An 18,238-nucleotide genomic window follows, 5' to 3' on the forward strand; every position below is an offset into this window, starting at 1 on the left:
CCAGCAAAAATCTACCGACTATCCAGGATTTCACGTAATCGGGGTTTGCCTTTCTCTTGAGTCAGGGCCCACCGCGCAGCGCTCCTCGCTCGCGGTGGAGGGTCTCCCCGAGGAAATCGGCCAGCGCACGCACCCGGGCGGTGTGTCGCAGGTCACGGTGAAGGACGAGCCACAAGCTACGCACCACACCCTTGGAGACGGGAAGCACCCGGACGAGTCCAGGCACCGGGTCCGCGAGGTAGCACGGCAGCAGGGCCAGTCCCAACCCGGCCTCGGCCGCCGCGAGCTGGGACTGCGGGCTGTTGCTCTTGAAGACGACGCGCGCGCTCCGGGCATGCTGAGCCAACCAGCGCACCTCCGCCTCGGGCTGGAACGTCTCGTCGAAGCCAATGAGTTGGTGCCCGGAGAGGTCCGGCGTGCGGGGCTTCCTTCGAGCGGAGAGGTAGCCCTTCGAGGCGTACAGCGTGGTGCCCACCTCCGCCACCTGCCGGGTGACGAGGAGGGGCTGAACGGGCCGGGCCAGCCGCAGGGCCACGTCCGCCTCCCGGCGCGAGAGGCTGAAGGTGCGGTTGTCGGCCACCAGCTCCAGGGTGATGTCCGGGTAGCGCTGGTGGAAGCCCGCCAGCCGGGAGGTGAGGAAGCGGCTGCCGAACGCTTCCGGCGCGGTGAGTCGCACGGTGCCAGCGAGCCGAGCCTCCCCACCCGCCACGTCCCGAGCCGCCGCGAGTGCCTCCTCTTCCATGCGCTCGGCGCGGGGCAGTAGCGTCTCCCCCGCGGGCGTCAGCAGGTAGCCTCCGGGCGTCCGGTCGAAGAGGCGCACTCTCAGCACGGACTCCAGCGCGGCCAGGCGCCGACCCACGGTGGACTGGTTGACCCGGAGCCTGCGCCCCGCGGCGGACAGCGAGCCGGCGCGGTGGATTTCGAGGAAGAAGCGGGCGTCATCCCAGCCGAACATGGATGCAGGAATGCATAGCAGGTACGCGGAAACGGCGCTCGTCCATGCGCGAATGCGGGTGTTACCCAAGGGCCATGAACACCCCCATGGGAAAATTGGAAGAGACGCTGGATCCCGAGTCGCCCGAGGCGTGGGATGGCCGTGCCCTCGTACACCACGCTCGGCGGGCGCTACTGACTGCGCGTCTGCCTCACCAACCACCGCACTCGCCGTGAGGACCTCGAGCTCCTCGTCCAGGAGGTGCTGCGGCTCGGCCGGGCGCTCTCCGCCGAGACGGAGGCCGCCTCCGTCTAAGGAGCATCCCGCCTGACGGGCGTCCGCCCGTGCATCCGCCCGTCAACCGAGAGACGTTTCGCTGGCAGTGTGGCATCCTCGCGCCCACTCCCCGATGAGACAGACCACGGCCGCGGTGCTCCGTCCACCCGATCCCCCCGACCTCCCGACGAGCGGTGACGCGTCCCCCCCCGTGCCCGGTATCCGGCCGTGGGTGCTGCGCCTCTTCTTCCTCTCGGGGCTCTCGGGGATCCTCTTCCAGGTCCTCTGGACGCGCATCTTCACGTATTTGCTCGGCGGCACCACCCAGAGCGTGAGCGCCGTCATCACGGCCTTCATGCTCGGGCTCGGCGTGGGCTCGTACTTCTTCGGCAGGCTCGTGGACGGCCGCGCCCGGCGGCCCCTGGTCCTCTATGGAGTGCTGGAGCTCGGCGTCGCCCTCAGCGGGCTCGTCGCCTTCTACGCCTTCCAGCACATCGAGTCGCTCTACGCCGTCCTGTACACCCGGGCCCCCCACGCCACCATCAAGTGGCTCGTCTTCCTCATCGCCTTCGTCTTCATCTCCATCCCCGCCACCCTTATTGGCGGCACGCTGCCCGCGATCGTCCGGCACGCCGTGACTCACGCCGAGGGGGTGAAGTCCGCGCTCGGCCGGCTGTATGCCATCAACTCCCTGGGCTCCTCCGCCGGCGCCATCCTCATGCTCGGACTGGTGTGGGGGATTGGTTATGAGTCCAGCTACCACGTCGCCCTCTTGCTCAACTCCGTCACCGGGCTCGCGGCGCTCGTGATGGCACGGAGGGAGCCACGGGTGGAAGCCACGGAGGCGAGATACCCTCACCCCGTCCCTCTCCCGGAGGGAGAGGGGAGTTCTGGCGAGAGAGCTGGAGAAAGGGTTGTCGCAGGGGGAGCGTCTGCGCGGGTGCTTCTGCCGGCCTTCGCGCTCTCTGGATTCTGTGCGCTCGCCTACGAGGTCATCTGGTTCCGCACCCTCGACTTCCTCCTGCTCGGAAAGCTGGCCACCTTCGCCTGTGTCCTCGCCGTGTATCTGCTGGGCATCAGCCTCGGCAGCCTCGTGCTCAGCCGCTGGAGTCCCCCCGGCCAGAGCGAGCTCCGGCTGTTCATCCTCTTCGAGCTCATCCTGGGACTGCTCGGGCTCGTCACCCTGCCGCTGCTGTCGTTGATCAGCAGTCTGGGCCAACGGCCCCTCACCATCGCCACCGCCTTCCTCCTGCTCTTCGGGATGACCCTCCTCCTGGGAGGTCTCTTTCCTCTGGCCGGCAAGCTGTACGCCGGGCCGCTGCGGCTGCTCGGGCGGACCGTGGGCAACCTCTACTCGGCCAACACCCTGGGCTCGGTGCTGGGCTCGTTCCTCGCGGGCTTCGTCCTCATCCCCTGGCTGGGTACGTCGCACACGCTCCTGCTCACCGCGGGGCTCAACCTCCTCATCGCCGTGGGCGTGGCGGGCCTGGCGCTCCGGCCGCTGCCCATGCGTCAGGTGGCGGTAGCGGTGGGGCTCGCGGTCGTGGGGGTGACGGGCTGGTTCAGCGGAGACTGGCTCACCCGCTTCTACGAGCGCGCGGGGCTCCGGCCCGGCTTCCACATCATCGCCCAGAGCGAGGGCAGCCTTCAGCCGGTGCTGGTTGCCGAGGATGCGCACGGAGAGCGGGTGCTCATGGGCGGCCCCTTCCAGTCCGGCGAGACAGTGCCCGCACGCCGGCAGACGCAACGGCTGCAGGCCCACCTGCCCATGCTCGTGCACCCCGCGCCGCGCCGCGTGCTGGAGATCGGCTACGGCGTGGGAGAGCTGGCGCGCACCCTCCAGCTCTACCAGCCCGAGCTGCTGCACATCGCCGAGCTCGACGAGCACATGATTCCGATGGCCGAGCAGTACTTCGAGGCCCTCAACGAGAAGGCCAGCCGCCGCCCCAACGTGCGCGTGGATGTGATGGACGGCCGGCACTTCCTGAAGATGAGCCCCGACACGTACGACGTCATCATGTCGGACTCGATGATCCTCGCGAGCGAGGGCAGCCTCCGGCTCTACACGGAGGAGCACTTCCGCGAGGCGCGCCGGCACCTGAGTCCCGGGGGCGTGGTGCTCGCGTGGCTGCCGCTCAACGCCGGCACCACCAAGGCCCTGGTCATCCTGAAGACGTTCCAGCAGGTCTTCCCCCAGAGCCTGCTGTGGCTGCCGCTGGGCCTCAACACGCAGGAGGCCTTCCTCATCGGCTTCCGTGACGAGGCGCACATCGACTGGGAGGCGTGGCACGAGAAGTTCGAGCGGGTGGCGCGGACGGACCTGGAGGGCTTCGGCTGGGGAGATCCGGCCGTCTTCTTCGCCAGCTTCCGGGCCGGACCCGAGCGGCTGGCGGAGATTGCCTCGCGCGTGCCACTCATCAACCGCGACATGAACCCGGTACTGGACTTCCTCCCGCAGGATCCTCCCCGGGAGATCGCCTCCACCGTCGAGCGGCTCGTCGCGTACGACCCGGGCTTCATCTTCGAGCACCTGCGCGCGGCCCCGGCCAACCAGGAGGCGCTGGTGGGGTTGCGCGCCAGCGTTCAGCGGATCCACGAAGCGGACCAGCACTTCCTGCGAGGTGTGGCGGCGCTCGACGCATTTGGCGCCCGCCCCCCGGCAGAGGTGCTGGAGAACGCAGAGGCTCTCACGGCCGACTTCCTCCGGGCGCTCGAGCTGTACCCGGCGCATCCGGCCGCCGCGGTGTGGACGGGGCAGGTGATGGGACTGGCCGCCCGCGTCGACCCGCCCCTGGAGCCCGGGCGTACCCGGACGCTGCTCGAGGCCGCCATCCGCTACAACCCTACAGACCTCGCCGCTACCGAGGCGCTCGCGCGCCTGGCCCTCCAGAACGGAGAGCAGGACGAGGCCCGCAAATACCTCGCGCGGATTCGCGCACTCGCCCCCTACTCCCGGCTCGCCACCGAGATTCCATGACCGCCCCGACGACGCTTAGCCGCTCCCGTTTCCGCTTCCTCTGCGCGCTCCTGTTCTGCACGGGCATGACGTCGCTCGTGTTCCAGATCATCTGGCTGCGCGGGTTCGGCATCATCCTTGGCAGCACCATCTATTCGATGTCGGCCGTCATCACCGTGTTCATGCTCGGTCTGGCGCTCGGCAGCTTCCTGATGTCCCAGCTGCTGAAGCGAGGCCGATGGCTGGCGGCCCACCCACTGGCGGCCTACGGCGGCGTGGAGCTGCTGGTGGGCCTCAGCGCCCTGCTCGTCACCTGGACGCTCTTCACGCACCAGGGCTTCTACCTGTCGCTCTCCGGCTCGCCCACGGCGCCCCTGCTGCAGCGGCTGGCCGCACAAATCACCGTCTGCGCCGCCCTCATCGCGGTGCCTACGACGCTCATGGGCATGACGCTGCCGCTGGTGAGCCAGCTCGTCACGGACCGGCGGCAGGTGTCCGCCCTCTACGGCATCAACACCATCGGCGGCGCCACGGGGAGCATCGTCGCCAGCTTCGTCCTCATCTACTACCTGGGCTGCATCCGGGCTGGAGCGGCGGCTGCGGCGCTCAATGGCCTCATCTTCTGCGCTGCCCTGCTGACCAGCCGTTACTTCCCGCCCGTCCCTGCGGGGGCCGAGGAGGAACCGGGTGACAGCGCCCTGGCAGCCACGGGCTCCACGGAGGGCCGACTGCTCAGCCGCCCGCTGCTGCTGGCGCTTGCTGTCTTCTCGGGCTTCATCGCGCTGTCGTGTGAGATCACCTGGACGCGATTCCTCTCGCTGACGTTCGGCAACCGCGTCTACGTGACGAGCATCACGCTGGCGCTCATCCTGCTCTTCATGGGCCAGGCGGCGCGCATGAGCAGCGCCCTGCTGCGCGGCCCCAATCCGCTGTGGCGCATCCTGCTCTACTCGTGCGCCTTCACCCTCATCTCCTTCTCGGCCGCGTTCCTGCTGGAGCGCCCGGCCCTGCAGGCCAGCCACCCGGGCCTGGTGGTGCTCTTCATCCTCGTCATGGTGGTGTTCCCGGCCACGGCGCTCGGGCTGCTCTTCCCGCTGACGCTCGCCGCCCGGCCCGCCGGAGTGGAGAACCCGGCGAGCTGGGTAGGACTCGTGTATGGGTTCAACACCCTGGCCAGCCTCGTGGGCTCGCTGGCAAGCGGCTACGTGCTCATCAACCTCATCGGCTCCAACGGCCTCATCGCCTTCAACTCGGCGCTGCTGGTGCTGTCCCTGCTGGGGCTGGTGTATGCCTTCCGCCAGCACTTCCGGCCGTCGGACCATGCCCTGGTCGCCGCGGCGGGCCTCGGCTTCCTGACGATCATCCTCCCGCGCAGCACCGAGGTGCCACCGGTGGTGGACACGACGAACGCGGTGGTGAGCAGCGAGGACGCGCACGGCATCTTCAGCGTGGTGCGCATGGACGAGGGCCGGCTCCGGGTGCTCAACAACCGCACGGACCTCGTCTACCTGTACGGCGACCCCAGCACCCAGTACGTGCAGGAGTCCCAGGCCTACCTCCCCGTCCTCTACGCGCCCCAGTTGGAGAAGGTGCTCAACATCGGCTCGGGCTACGGCATCACCGCGGGGGCGTTCTCGCGCGTCGCCGAGGTGCGCTCCATCGAGGCGGTGGAGATCGTCCCGGCGCTCGTCGAGCACGCCAGCCTGTTCAGCCCGGGCAACCACCGCTATTTCGACAACCCACGCATCCAGGTGCACGTCACCGACGGGCGGCACTTCCTGGCCACCACGCCCGACCGCTACGACATCATCTCCATCAACGTGTCGGACCCGTACCTGCCGGGCTCCTCCAGCCTGTTCAGCCGCGAGTTCTACGAGATGGCGCGCTCGCGCTTGAAGCCGGGGGGCGTGCTGGCGCAGCACATCTTCGGGCCGGACATCGCGTCGCTGTACCACGGCATTCGCGAGGTGTTTCCCCACGTGAAGGCCATCCCGGCGTATGGCAACGGGCTCACCCTCATCGCCTCGGCGGAGCCGCTGCAGCCGCACCAGCGGGAGGTGTTCCTGCGGCAGTACGACGAGGGCCGGGCGCTGTTCGGACCCATCGGGCTGGAGAACGGGCTCGCCGGCTTCGAGGAGCTGATCGCCCTGGGTGACGAGAAGCTCCAGGAGCTGGCCTCGCGCACCCCCGAGTTCCAGAACAGCGACGACATGCCGACGCTGGAGTTCCGCCGGTTGCCCGGCAAGTTGGGCCTCTTCTATTCCAACAACTGATTCCTGGGTTGACCTGGAATGGCTGTCTGGGGGGCGAGGGAGCACGAGAAATCTCACCTCCAGCGGAACTTCCCGGCGGAGGGGCCAGAGCTTGATATCCTGGCTTCCGGCTCTCCCATGAACGCGCTGAGACCCCAGAGCTGGCTGCTGGCGACACTGTTGTTGCTGCTGTGCGCCTGCACGCCAACACCCGAGCCCCGACTCCGGGTGGGTACGGTCCCCTGGCCCGGCAACGAGCCCCTCTTCCTCGGCCAGGAGCTGGGCCTGATCCCCACCCAGCGCGTCCACCTGGTGGAATACCTGTCCTCCTCTCAGCTCCTGCGGGCCTTCCGCAATGGCGCCATCGATGCCATGTCCGCCACCATCGAGGAGGTGCTGTCCCTCGAGCAGCTCGGCCATGACCCGAGGGTGGTGCTCGTGCTCGACGCCTCCCACGGGGCGGACTGTCTGATGGCGCGGCCCGAGGTGGAGTCACTCTCCGCCCTCGCGGGCCGGAGGATCGGCTCCGAGGAGTCGCTCCTCGGGATGTACATCCTCACCCGCGTGGTCGAGCACGCCGGGCTGAAGCGCGAGGACGTCAAGCTGGAGTTCGTCCCCCTGGAGACCCAGGTGGCGGCCTGGCAGCGGGGTGAGCTGGACGCGGTGGTGACCTTCGAGCCGTACTGCCAGCGGCTCGCCGACGTGGGCGCACGCCGGCTCTTCGACAGCACCCGCCTCCCCGGGGAGATCGTCGACGTCCTGGTGGTCCGCAAGAACTTCCTCGAGGCCTCGCCGCAGCAGGTGGACGCATTGCTGCGCGGCTGGTTCGCCACCCTCATCTGGAAGCAGCAGCATCCCCAGGAGGCGATGCAGAGGATGTCGCGGCGGCTCGGCCTGGACCCGCTGCGGTTCCATGAGGCTTTGTCCGGCGTGAGGCTCATGGACGAGCACGCGCAGCGCGCCCTGCTCACCGGCTCCCAGCCAGGCCTGCATACCACCCTCGAGCGGATGGGGGAGCTGCTGCGGCACCACCAGCTCCTCGAGGGGAGCACGGAGGCCTCACAGCTACTCGATATCGCGCCGCTGTTGAGGGTGTCACCATGAGTCCGCCCATCCCAGTACGGCGCGCCGGCTGGCACCGACTGGTGTCCATGCGGGTACTCGTCCCGCTCCTGCTGCTCGCATATGCGTGCTTCTTCGGGCTCTACACCCTGCAGCGCGACATGGTGCACCGCGAGCAGCAGGTGGAGGAGCATGTCCGCGAGGACGTCACCCTGCGGATGACGCACCTGCAGGGGACGCTCGACTACCTGCTGCGCACCGAGCAGCTCGAAGCCGTGCGCGAGGAGCTCGCCAGCCTGGGCTCCAATCCTGACCTGAAGGTGGGGCTGCTCCTCAACGACCAGCACACCGTACTGGCCTCCACCCGACTCGCCCTGCTCGACCAACCGGTACAGAAGGCCTGGCCGGAGCTCACACGCCCGGAAGCCATCGCCCGGATGAAGGCAGCCGTGGCTCGGATGAGCGGGGACGTGCAGGTGAGCAAGGACGGGTCGCGGGTGGAGGGCTACTACCCCATCCAGCTCAAGCCAGAGTTCCAGGGGAGGAGGGTGGGCATCCTCTATCTCCAGCAGGATCTGTCGCAGCTCAAGGCAGCGCAGCGCTACCGGGCCGAGCGCTCCGCGCTCCGTTCGAGCCTCCTCCTGGTGCTGATCGCCGGGTTGCTGGGTCTGTTCTTCCACTTCGCCTTGGGGCGGCGCGTGAGGCGCCTGGAGTCCACCGCTCACCGGCTCGCCGCGGGAGAGCTGAGCGCACGCGCCGGGCTGCGCGGCGTGGACGAACTGGGGACACTGGGCCGTGCCTTCGATGAAATGGCCGAGCGCCTCAGCCAGGAGCAAGAGGCCCTGCTGCGCTCGGAGGCCAGCTTCCGCACCCTCATCGAGCGCGCTCCGGACGCCATCTTCGTCCACCGCGAGCAAAGGCTGCTCTTCGCCAATCCTGCGGCCGTCTCGCTGCTGGGCTACGCGCGTGAGGAGGAGCTGCGGGGCCGCGAGGTGGCGGAGCTCCTCATGCCCGGGGAGCAGGATCCGCTCGCCGAGACGTCCTCCGCCGGAGCCGCCCGGGAGGTCCGCTTCCGGCACCGGGGAGGCCAGCAGGTGCTGGGCGAGGTGGTGACGTTCTCCATTCCCTTCGACGGCCAGCCCGCGGTGGTGTCCATCGCGCGAGACGTCACCGAGCGCAAGCAGGTGCAGGAGAAGCTGCGCACCACGGACCGCATGGTGTCGCTCGGCACGCTGGCCGCGGGCGTGGCCCACGAGCTCAACAACCCCATCTCCTTCGTGCTGAGCAACCTGCGCTTCGCGGTGGACGAGCTGGGCGAGCAGACCGAGGCGGGCAAGCCGCCGTCCGCCGAGCAGCTGGAGGAGATCCAACAGGCGCTGCGCGAGGCACTCGAGGGCGGTGAGCGCATGCGCAACATCGTGCACGACCTGCGGAGCTTCGCGCGCAGGGAGGATGAGCGCCTCGGCCCGGTCGATATCCACGCGGTGCTCGACTCGTGCGCGAGCCTGGCCCGGAGCGCGATCCGCCACCGCGCGCAGTTGGTGAAGGAGTACGGAGACATCCCGCGCGTGCTCGCCAACGAGTCGAGGCTCGGGCAGCTCTTCCTCAACCTGCTCGTCAACGCCGGCCAGGCCATCCCCGAGGGGGACGTGAAGGGGCACAGCGTCCGCATCACCACCGCGCGCGCGGAAGATGGGTGGGTGGTGATCTCGGTGCGAGACACGGGGGTGGGGATTCCGCCGGAGAACCTCCAGCGGCTGTTCAAGCCCTTCTTCACCACCAAGCCGGTGGGAGTGGGAACAGGTCTGGGCCTCTCCATCTGCCACGGCATCGTCACGGCGATGGGAGGGCGCATCGAGGTCTCCAGTGAGGTGGGCAAGGGCACCACCTTCCGCGTCTTCATGCCCGAAGCCGACAGGGCCATGCAGGCCGCGACCGGGACGAAATCAGCCTGAGAAGGCGGCACGAAGTCCCTGGAGCCCATGCGCCATGAGCCCTCCCCTCCCCGCTGAAAACCGGACCGCCGCGAGGGCCCTGGTCGTGGGCCTCGGCGTCCTGTTGGCGGCACTGGGGATGGCACGCGGCTTCATCGCCCTGCTCGAAGGCACCACGAGCCCGGACACACGGGCCCGCTTCACCGAGGGGGCCGGCCGCGTCCGAGACTTCCTCCAGGAGCTACCGGAGCTCGCGGCGAAGGAGGACACAGCGCTCGTCTTCGGCTCGTCCATCATCCAGCATGGCTTCTCGCCGGAGGTGTTCGAGGCCCACCTACGCGGGCCGCGCGTCACCGCCTACAACCTGGGCTTCCCCGGCGTGGAGCCAGAGGTGCAGCGGCTGCTCGCACACCGGGTGGCGGAGGCTTTCCAGCGTCGCGGACGCCGCGCACGGCTGACGGTGGTGGAGTTCACTCCCTTCCAGGCCACCTTGGCGCGCGGGCAGTCCTCGCGCTTCCACGAGCTGGCCCAGGTGAAGAAGGCCCTGCTGGCTACGCCGAGCGACCTGGCGAAGACGGCGCTGCGCTCACCGGAAGAGGCCTCGCACCTGGCGGCACTGCAGGCCCTGGGTGGGAACTCGCCGCTGGCCGTCACCTCGCTGCTGGAGCACCAGCTCTTCGACGGACTGGCTCCTGAGGACCCGGATGCCGAACGCAAGGCCATTGCTGCACGGGTCCGCGCTGGGAGGGATCGGGTGGAGGGACGACCCGTGCCGGAGTGGGACCCGATGCGCCGGGGCGAGGTGCGCCTCGTGTTCGACGAGACACGCGAGGACTACCTGGCCTGGGCGCGAATGCGCTCGGCGCCGGAGGTGCTGAAGCAGGACCTGGAGTGGCGGGTGGAGACGAGCGACCTGTTGGAGTTGCGCTTCGACGAGGGCAAGGTGGCCGCCTTCGCGGAGGCGCTGCGGGCGCTGGCCAGCGTGTCCGAGCGCACCGTGCTGCTGCTCGCCCCGCGCAACCGGGCCTGGGTGCAGCTGACTCCCGAGGGCCGCGCACGGCTCGACGAAGTGGTGGCCCGGCTCTCGCGCGACACAGGAGTGCCCGTGGTGGACCTGTCGGAGGCGCCGGAGTTCACCCCCGAGGACTTCATCGACGTCACGCACCTCAACGAGTCGAGCGGCCGGCCCAGGCTGTCGCGCCGGCTCGCTGAAGTGCTCTCGTCCCCTGCCCCATCCATGGCGGGTCCGGGCACGCCGTGAGCCAGTGGGGCTCCCCCACCCCCTCCATGTGGTAGGCTGTCGGGCCGATGACGACGTCGAGCCCCAGCGCCGTGCTGACCCCTCCGTCCGCCGCCCCGGCCGGGAGCCTCTCCTTTCGGGGGCTGTGGCTGTTCTCTCCCCGGCTGGATGGCCTCCTGCTCGTAATCCCCCTGGCCTTCACAGTGCTCGCATGGGTGGTGAGTACTCTGCTGGCTCAGCCGGTGTCCGGCTCGGCCAACCGATTGGCCATCTGGACGGCCCAGTACCTCCTCGGTAACGGCACCCACGTGGTGCTCACCTTCCTGCTCTTCGCGGTGCACCGGGACGTGCTCACCGCCGAGCCCCGTCAGCCGCGACAGGTACTTGCCGGAAGCCTCGGGATGCTGGGGGTGGGCGCGCTCCTGTTCGCCCTCTACTACGTGGACTCCACGGGCTACGCCTATGTGGTGGGCGTCATCTTCAACATCTTCGGGCTCCACCACATCCTTTCTCAGTGCAAGGGCTTCTGGGCCCTGCACACGCTGCGAGGCTTCCAGGCGGGAATCACCGCCCCCGCCCCGCTCGAGCGCCGACTGCAGCTGTGGTTCGTCCCGGTGATGCTGACGCTGGTGATGGTGCGCCTGTTCTTCGTCGCCGAGTCCCCTCGCCCGGGTGACACGCCCTACCTGGACATCGACCAGGGCACGCCCTTGCCCCATGGCGCCATGGCGGTGCTGCTCATGGTGTGGCTCGGCTACTTCGGGCTGCTGTTCCGCACCCTGCTGCGCTCCGGGACGGCCAGTGGGCCGAAGGTGCTCTACCTGCTCACCGTGGCCGTGGCCACGGGGCTCACCCTGGTGGCTCCCGCCTGGGGCAACGTGATGCTCCCCGGCCTGCATGGTCTCGAGTACTACCTGCTCTCCGCCCGCATGCTGGAGCCGCGTGAGGGCGACCCTCCGTCCCGCGTGAGCCGCGCCTGGGTGTGGCCGATGATGGTGCTCTCCATGCTGCCGCTGCTGGCGCTGGGCGTGGTGCACCTGGTCATCGCCGGGCCCTCCCACGGCACCGTGAGCGCCGCAGCCACGGACCTGAAGTCCCACGTGGTGCTGCGAGGGCTCACCACACTGAGCCTGGGCGTGGTGCTCGCCCACTACTTCGCCGACGCCCTCATCTACCGCTTCCGTCTCCCGAGCATCCGCCGGGTGATGCTGCGCCGGCTGGGCTTCGCGAGCTGAGCGGATGCGCGAGGCGCTCCGAAGGCGGCTCATCCCCTGGCTGGGGCTGCTCGCGGGCATGGCCCTCGTGTACCGCTCCGTCCTCCAGGGCCGAGTCATGGCCGGGCGGGATGCCTTCCGCATCTTCATCCCCGACTCCGCCTTCCTCCTCGAGGCGCTGCACGCCGGGGAGCTGCCCCTGTGGAATCCCTATCTCCGGCTCGGGCAGCCATTCGCCGCCACGCTGTACTCGCAGGTCTTCTATCCGCCCCGGCTGCTCACCGTGCTGCTCGCGGGCCCTGAGCTCGGCCTCACCCTCCAGCACCTGCTCCACGTGGCCATCGCCGCCGCGGGCACCTTCCTTCTGCTGCGCCACCTGCGCGCCTCGCGCCCCGCGGCTGTGCTGGGCTCCGCTGCCTTCGCACTCTCGGCCCCCTTCGCTGTGCTGTCAGCCCAGCAGAACGTCGCCAGTGCCGCAGCGTGGACAGGCTTCCTCCTGTTGGCCTCGCGCCGGGCTGCGCTCCAGCCCTCTCCCTGCCGCGCCGCCCAGGTGGCCCCCGTCGCGGGCCTCGCATTCCTCGCGGGCTCTCCGGAGACGTGGCTGTGGCAGGCCCCGCTTGCCCTCGCCGTAGCCCTCGCCGCGCGACGCGAGATGCGCACGCTGGTGGCCACGGGAGCGGGACTCGCATGGGGCTTCGCGCTCGGGGCGCTCGTGGCCCTGCCCGCACTCGAGTTCGCCCGGAACTCCACCCGCGGCTCGGGACGGATGGACCAGCTCGAATGGTCCCTGTCCTGGCCCCAGCTTCTCTCGGTGGCGTGGCCCTTCGCCGAGCACCCGCGCTCCCGCTACTGGGCCGGGGACGACCAGTTCTTCATCCTCGTCCTCTTCCTGGGCACCCTCGTCTGCGCCCTGGCGCTCGTGGGCCTGGGACGCTCGCGGCGGACGCTGCCCTTCGGCCTCGGGGCCCTCGTCCTCACCCTGCTCGCACTCGGTGCGCACTTCCCGCCGGCGGCCCTCGTCCTCCAACTGCCGCCCTTCCACCTCTTCCGCTACCCGGTGAAGTACTTCGTCGGCGCAGCCTTCTGCCTCGCAGTGCTCTCCGCCTTCGGGCTGGACGTGCTCTCCCGCCGCGCCCGGAGGGGACACCGCTCCCTGAAGCACATCGCTGGGGTGGTGGCCGCGCTCTTCGTCGCGCTGCTCCTGGGCCCGCCTCTCACCCGGCTCCCCTCCTTCCGCTCGGGTGTCGAGGCCGGACTGCCCTGGGTGGTGCTGGCGCTCGGCGCGGGAGCCCTGGCCTTCATCCTCCCCGCCGCTGGCCCTGGCCGCGCCCTCCGAGTCCGCCGTTCGCTGACCGTGGTGGCCCTGGTGGAGCTGGGCGCCTTCCACCTGATGCAGGGGGGCACGGGCAGCGCACCGCTCGAGTCGCTCCGCCGTGCATCCCGGCTCGCCGCCGCCATTCCCCGCGAATACACGGGCCGAGTCAGCGTGGACCTCGACTCGGACGAGCTCTCCGAGGTCTCCACCACCCTGAGCGCCACCGCCGCGCCCCTGCCCGGCGAGGGGGGCTCGTACATCGCGCTCAGCCGGGATGCCCTGGTGCCCAACCGCTTCGTGGAGGAGCGGTTGCGCGTCTTCGAGGGCTATGGCGCGCCGGAGCCCCTGCGCATCGAGTCCCTCTATGAGTCCGGAGCGCGCGCGGCCTTCGACCTGGCCGGGGTGGGCTACTACGTGCGCCGGGGTCCGCCGCCCTTCGAGGACCTGCAGCCTGTCCTCTCCCTGCCGGGGCTGCCCACGCTCTACCGCTCGGACACCGCCCTGCCGAGAGCCTTCGTGGTGCACACCGCGCGCGTGGCCGGCGATGCCGAGACCCAGGCAGCTTTCGTGGACCCCACCCAGCCGCTGCGCCGTACCGCCCTGCTCGCCGAGGGCGACCCCCTGGAGAGCCCCGACTGTGAGGGCTCGTCGGCGCGGGTGACGGAGGCGGGCCTGTCCTGGGTGGAAGTGGCGCTGGAGGCGTGTGGCCCGGGCTACCTCCTCCTAAGCGACTCGTACTACCCGGGCTGGGAGGCCACGCTCGATGGGGCGCCAGTGCCGGTGCGACGGGCCAACGCCGTCATGCGCGCCGTGCACGTGCCTCCGGGGGCACACTCGGTCCGCTTCGACTACCGACCCCTCAGCTTCCGGCTGGGGGCGCTCCTCTCCGCGCTCGCGCTCGGCGCGCTGGTGCTCGCGCTCCGACCCCGCAAAGACGAAGGGCGGCCCCTTTGAAGGACCGCCCTCAGGCGAAGCCACCGCTGAAAAGCGGTGCCTTCGTCAGTCGGCCGAGTTCTCGCCGAAGGTCTTGAGCGACTTGCGCTGCAGCTGGCGGCTGGCGGTCTGGCCCGTGTTGGACACGTCCTCGTTACCGGCCAGGGCCTCGGCGGAGGCGCCGAACAGCTTGCGGATGTTGTTGCCGAACAGGGTGATGACGCCGATCGCCGCGATGGCGATCAGGGCCACGATGATGATGTACTCGGTCATACCCTGACCACGACGCTTGCCCAGCTTCTTCAGGTTCTTCTTGTTGGCGGCCATGTGAATTCTCCGGGGGTAGCGGGTGGCGGGGGTAGCCACCACCGACGATGTGCAACCTACATGGCTCCCCGTTCGCCCTCCATCCGTCATCGGGAGGATGATCGCACTTCCCTGGGATTCCATGGACCTGTCCCCTGACGGGCTTCCATTGCGCCCGAAATGTTACCTGGCTGACACTCAGGGGCCCGCAAGGACCGCTCCCTGGCAGCCCAGAGCGCCAAGTATCGGATTCTAAAGGAGAACCGTCTCGCCATGGGGGGGACAGCAGCGATGGCGATTCGTTATCTTTCGCACCTGCCCATGAACCTTCACTTGCTGCAAGCCGTCCAGATTTCATGGTCCCCCAGCCTGAGGGTGACTCGGGCCGGGGGCGACTGCGAGACCGTGCTGCACCGCCCCGCCTCGGAGCTGAAGGATCGACCGCTCCACGTGGTGCTGGGAACCACCCCCGAGAAGGTCCGGCAGCTGGACGCCCTGGCCCGCGAGGGTCACCAGGCGGTGGAGTTCCTCTATGCCGCGCTGGGCTCGGGAGATCCGGTGCCGTTGCGGCTGACGCTCACCTTGGAGGAGGGCGAGGCCACCGCTGTGGGGGTGAACCTGAGCACCCTGCTGGAGGGCGCGCCACCGGTGCAGCTCTCCGGGCTCGCCTCGCAGATGAGCCACGAGTTCCGCAACCCGCTCAGCTCGGTGAAGATGGCGGTGCAGACGCTGGCGCGGAACACGGGCCTCTCAGAGAGGGACCAGCGCCGGCTGACCATCGCCAACCGGGAGATCCGCACCCTGGAGCGGATGCTGTGGCAGCTCTCCGAGTACGGCCGGGGCACCACGCCCAACCTGGAGCAGCACGCGCCGCGCACCCTGGTGCAGGAGGCCATGGCCATGGTGGCCCCGGAGCTGACCGAGCGCCGCGTGGAGGTGCGCGTGGACGAGGCGCCGGACGTGCCGAAGGTGCGGGTGGACGCGGGCCGGCTGCGGCCGGTGCTGGCCCAGGTGCTGCTCAACGTCGCCATGGGGCTGACGGAGGGTGGCAACGTGGAGGTAGCCATCCGCGCGGACCCCGAGGGACGGGTGGTGATGGTGCTCAAGGAGCCCGCCGGCCTGCTGCCCGAGGAGCAACGCGACTCGCTCTTCAAGCCCTACGAGTGCCACCTGGCGCGAGGGGCCGGACTGTCGTTGGCGGCCCTGCGCCGCGTATTGCAGCACCAGGGGGGTGACGTCTCCGCCGAGACAGGCCCCGAGACTGGCACGGTGTTCACACTCACCTTCGCCGCCTGAGGAACATGGAGACGCTTCTCATCGTCGACGACGACCTCTCGCTGCTGGAGTCCTTGAAGATGCACTTCGAGGACATCGAGCACGATGGCGCTCCGCGCTACCAGGTGGTGACGGCCACCCGCGCCGCCGAGGCGCTCCGCGTCGCTCAGGAGGTCATGCCCAGCGTCGTCATCCTCGACATGAAGCTCCCGGACCGCACGGGCCTGGACATCATCGAGGAGATGAAGAGCCTGTGCGGGGACGCGCGCATCATCCTCGTCACCGCCTACCACGACATGGAGACCACCATCCGGGCCATGAAGGCCGGGGCTTTCGACTACATCCACAAGCCCTTCCCGGACCTGACGGCCCTGGACATCGTGGTGTCTCGCGCCCTGGAGTACCGGCAGCTCTCGCGCCGGGCGGCCACGGTGAACGTGGAGACCGCGGCGGCGCGCCTGGGCGACATCGTCGGCACCAGCTCGCTGATGCAGCAGCTGGTCAAGGAGATCGGCAAGGTGGCCGCCAGCCGCGCCACCGTGCTCATCCACGGCGAGAGCGGCACGGGCAAGGAGCTCATCGCCCGCGTCATCCACAACTACTCCTACGACGAGCCCAAGCCCTTCATCGGCATCAACTGCTCGGCCATCGTGGACACGCTGCTGGAGAGCGAGCTGTTCGGCCACGAGAAGGGCGCCTTCACCGGCGCCAACGCCGTCAAGCCGGGCAAGTTCGAGATGGCCGAGGACGGCACCATCTTCCTGGACGAGATCGGCGACATGTCGCTCATGCTCCAGGCCAAGCTGCTGCGCGTGCTGCAGGAGCGCGAGTTCGAGCGCGTGGGCGGCGTCAAACGAATCAAGCTGCGCGCCCGCGTCATCGCCGCCACCCACCGCAACCTGGTGGAGGAGGTGGCCTCCGGCCGCTTCCGCGAGGACCTCTACCAGCGCCTCAAGGTCATTACCCTGCAGCTTCCCCCGCTGCGCGAGCGGCGCGATGACATCCCCTCGCTGGTGCACCACCTCCTGGACCGCATCAACGAGAAGGTGCACAAGCGCGTCACCCGGGTGCCTCCCGAGGTGTTGGCTCACCTCATGCGCCTGCCCTGGCGGGGCAACGTGCGCGAGCTGGAGAACGTCCTGACGCGTGCCGTGGTGCTCGCCCCGGGCGAGGTGCTGCTCTCCGACAACCTGCCGGCGCTCGAGCCCACCGAGCCCGAGCATGGGGGCCACCTCATCAACGGCCACTCCGTCCACGCCAACGGCCACTCCCTGCCCAACTTCCTGGTCGCCCCCATCGATGATCCCAGCCGCATCCCCACCCTGGAGGAGGCGGAGCGGATGTTGATCGAACTGACCATGAACGTGACCAAGGGTCACAAGGGCAAGACCTGCCAGATTCTGGGCATCAGTCGCCCCACCCTGGAGCGCAAGCTTCAGAAGTACGGTGTGCGACAGGATCAGCAGGCGTAGGCGTCGAAGGACGCCTTTCGGACACTGTTCCCCGTCCAACAACTCCCCGCACGAATTGAACGAAACGTTCAACTTGATCAGACTGTTTGAACGTTCTGTTTCAGGTTTCGGACACTCGGAAGGAGAGAGAGGCGGGCTGTAGCGCCAAGTAGCCGTCATCGCAGGGTTTTTCAGGAGTTGGGAGAAGCGTTCGGGTTGGCACAAAGCTTGGAAAGGGACTGTTCCGTCCGCAGCACAGCAACCCAACTTTCAACCGCCTGCAGGAGTGCCCACATGCACGGTTTCAATCGTCCCCTCGGTCCCATCGGCTCCAACGTTGTCGCCCCCATCCAGACCACCAGCAGCGGCATGCTGGTCACGGCGAACAAGCTGATCCCCGGACAGGAGGCGATCGACTTCAAGGGGTACTTCAAGGTCGAGTCCTTCCCGCACAACTCGGTCATCTACCGCCCGGGGGACACGACGGACCGCGTGTACCTGCTCAAGAGCGGCCGCGTGCGCCTGATGCGGCTGGGCAAGAACAGCTCGCGCTCGGTGGTGAGCATCCTTCGCCCGGGAGACCTCTTCGGTGAGCTGTTCCGCCCCGAGGGCACGCCGGTGGAGGAGATGGCGATTGCCTCCGGTGAGGCCGAGGTGTGGAGCATCGAGGGCCGCGACTTCCGCGCGCAGCTGGAGGCCCGGCCGGCCCTGGCGGTGGACGTGGTTCGCGCCTACGCCGAGCGCGTGCGTGCCCTGCGCAAGCGCGTGCTGGGCCTGACCTTCAAGGAAGTGCCGGCCCGTCTGGCGGACACCCTGCTCACCCTGGCCGAGGCGCACGGCGAGCGCTGCCCGCACGGCGGTGAGACGGACCTGCGCGGCATTACGCAGCAGGACCTGGCGGACCTGGTGGGCGCCTCCCGCTCGTTCGTGTCCACGCTCATCAACGAGATGAAGCGCGACGGCGTGCTGGGCAACGTGGGCCGCATCCTCTGCATCCGCGACCAGAAGGCGCTGCGCAAGCACGCTTCCAAGGAGAAGTGACCCGGCCGTGAAGCGGGTGCCTTCCCTCTCCTACGAGGAGAGGGACGGG

Annotated in this window: 12 protein-coding genes; 10 read left to right on the forward strand and 2 right to left on the reverse strand. The window is 69.1% G+C overall.

The genetic code is table 11. The features are described from left to right. Window positions 1–61: 61 nt before the first annotated feature. Entirely contained in the window at window positions 62–955 is an 894-nt protein-coding gene (locus OV287_RS37660) for a LysR family transcriptional regulator (protein WP_267538869.1), read from the reverse strand. A gap of 388 nt (window positions 956–1,343) precedes the next feature. Between OV287_RS37660 and OV287_RS37665 the strand changes: the two genes are divergently transcribed. The 7 genes from OV287_RS37665 (at window position 1,344) to OV287_RS37695 (ending at window position 14,137) form a co-directional block, all read left to right on the forward strand. Then, entirely contained in the window at window positions 1,344–4,187 is a 2,844-nt protein-coding gene (locus OV287_RS37665) for a fused MFS/spermidine synthase (RefSeq protein WP_267538870.1), read from the forward strand. Continuing rightward, the gene (locus OV287_RS37670; RefSeq protein ID WP_267538871.1) at window positions 4,184–6,439 is read left to right on the forward strand and encodes a fused MFS/spermidine synthase; all 2,256 of its coding nucleotides are present in this window, start codon (window positions 4,184–4,186) and stop codon (window positions 6,437–6,439) included. The genes OV287_RS37665 and OV287_RS37670 overlap by 4 nt, the downstream gene beginning before the upstream one ends. Window positions 6,440–6,556: 117 nt before the next feature. Beyond that, on the forward strand, window positions 6,557–7,522 hold the full coding sequence (locus OV287_RS37675) for an ABC transporter substrate-binding protein (protein WP_267538872.1): 966 nt from the start codon (window positions 6,557–6,559) through the stop codon (window positions 7,520–7,522). After that, the gene (locus OV287_RS37680; protein WP_267538873.1) at window positions 7,519–9,435 is read left to right on the forward strand and encodes a HAMP domain-containing sensor histidine kinase; all 1,917 of its coding nucleotides are present in this window, start codon (window positions 7,519–7,521) and stop codon (window positions 9,433–9,435) included. The genes OV287_RS37675 and OV287_RS37680 overlap by 4 nt, the downstream gene beginning before the upstream one ends. A 34-nt stretch (window positions 9,436–9,469) precedes the next feature. Beyond that, window positions 9,470–10,675, forward strand: a complete 1,206-nt coding sequence (locus tag OV287_RS37685) for an SGNH/GDSL hydrolase family protein (RefSeq protein ID WP_267538874.1) — start codon at window positions 9,470–9,472, stop codon at window positions 10,673–10,675. A gap of 47 nt (window positions 10,676–10,722) precedes the next feature. Then, complete coding sequence (locus OV287_RS37690; protein ID WP_267538875.1) at window positions 10,723–11,889, forward strand: hypothetical protein; 1,167 nt, start codon at window positions 10,723–10,725, stop codon at window positions 11,887–11,889. 4 nt (window positions 11,890–11,893) lie between these two features. Next, window positions 11,894–14,137, forward strand: coding sequence for a YfhO family protein (locus tag OV287_RS37695; protein ID WP_267538876.1), 2,244 nt, complete (start codon window positions 11,894–11,896; stop codon window positions 14,135–14,137). Between the two features lie 45 nt (window positions 14,138–14,182). Here the strand turns inward: OV287_RS37695 and OV287_RS37700 are convergent, their stop codons facing one another. Beyond that, window positions 14,183–14,443 (reverse strand): hypothetical protein, encoded by a 261-nt coding sequence (locus tag OV287_RS37700; RefSeq protein WP_267538877.1) that lies wholly within the window; start codon window positions 14,441–14,443, stop codon window positions 14,183–14,185. 270 nt (window positions 14,444–14,713) lie between these two features. Here OV287_RS37700 and OV287_RS37705 point away from each other — a divergent pair, with 270 nt between their 5' ends. The 3 genes from OV287_RS37705 (at window position 14,714) to mrpC (ending at window position 18,189) form a co-directional block, all read left to right on the forward strand. Further along, window positions 14,714–15,718, forward strand: a complete 1,005-nt coding sequence (locus OV287_RS37705) for a sensor histidine kinase (protein WP_267538878.1) — start codon at window positions 14,714–14,716, stop codon at window positions 15,716–15,718. A gap of 5 nt (window positions 15,719–15,723) precedes the next feature. Beyond that, entirely contained in the window at window positions 15,724–17,169 is a 1,446-nt protein-coding gene (locus tag OV287_RS37710; protein WP_267538879.1) for a sigma-54-dependent transcriptional regulator, read from the forward strand. A gap of 273 nt (window positions 17,170–17,442) precedes the next feature. Further along, window positions 17,443–18,189 carry a Crp/Fnr family transcriptional regulator MrpC gene (mrpC, locus tag OV287_RS37715; RefSeq protein ID WP_267538880.1) on the forward strand — a complete coding sequence of 249 codons (747 nt, stop codon included), beginning with the start codon at window positions 17,443–17,445 and terminating at the stop codon, window positions 18,187–18,189. Window positions 18,190–18,238 lie beyond the last annotated feature (49 nt).

It is taken from the genome of Archangium lansingense, from assembly GCF_026626635.1.
Classification (GTDB): domain Bacteria; phylum Myxococcota; class Myxococcia; order Myxococcales; family Myxococcaceae; genus Archangium; species Archangium lansingense.

Coding starts and splice junctions, on each gene's coding strand:
- OV287_RS37660 (WP_267538869.1), bottom strand. CDS start 955: ATGTTCGGCTGGGATGACGCCCGCTTCTTCCTCGAAATCCACCGCGCC.
- OV287_RS37665 (WP_267538870.1), top strand. CDS start 1,344: ATGAGACAGACCACGGCCGCGGTGCTCCGTCCACCCGATCCCCCCGAC.
- OV287_RS37670 (WP_267538871.1), top strand. CDS start 4,184: ATGACCGCCCCGACGACGCTTAGCCGCTCCCGTTTCCGCTTCCTCTGC.
- OV287_RS37675 (WP_267538872.1), top strand. CDS start 6,557: ATGAACGCGCTGAGACCCCAGAGCTGGCTGCTGGCGACACTGTTGTTG.
- OV287_RS37680 (WP_267538873.1), top strand. CDS start 7,519: ATGAGTCCGCCCATCCCAGTACGGCGCGCCGGCTGGCACCGACTGGTG.
- OV287_RS37685 (WP_267538874.1), top strand. CDS start 9,470: ATGAGCCCTCCCCTCCCCGCTGAAAACCGGACCGCCGCGAGGGCCCTG.
- OV287_RS37690 (WP_267538875.1), top strand. CDS start 10,723: ATGACGACGTCGAGCCCCAGCGCCGTGCTGACCCCTCCGTCCGCCGCC.
- OV287_RS37695 (WP_267538876.1), top strand. CDS start 11,894: ATGCGCGAGGCGCTCCGAAGGCGGCTCATCCCCTGGCTGGGGCTGCTC.
- OV287_RS37700 (WP_267538877.1), bottom strand. CDS start 14,443: ATGGCCGCCAACAAGAAGAACCTGAAGAAGCTGGGCAAGCGTCGTGGT.
- OV287_RS37705 (WP_267538878.1), top strand. CDS start 14,714: ATGGCGATTCGTTATCTTTCGCACCTGCCCATGAACCTTCACTTGCTG.
- OV287_RS37710 (WP_267538879.1), top strand. CDS start 15,724: ATGGAGACGCTTCTCATCGTCGACGACGACCTCTCGCTGCTGGAGTCC.
- mrpC (WP_267538880.1), top strand. CDS start 17,443: ATGCACGGTTTCAATCGTCCCCTCGGTCCCATCGGCTCCAACGTTGTC.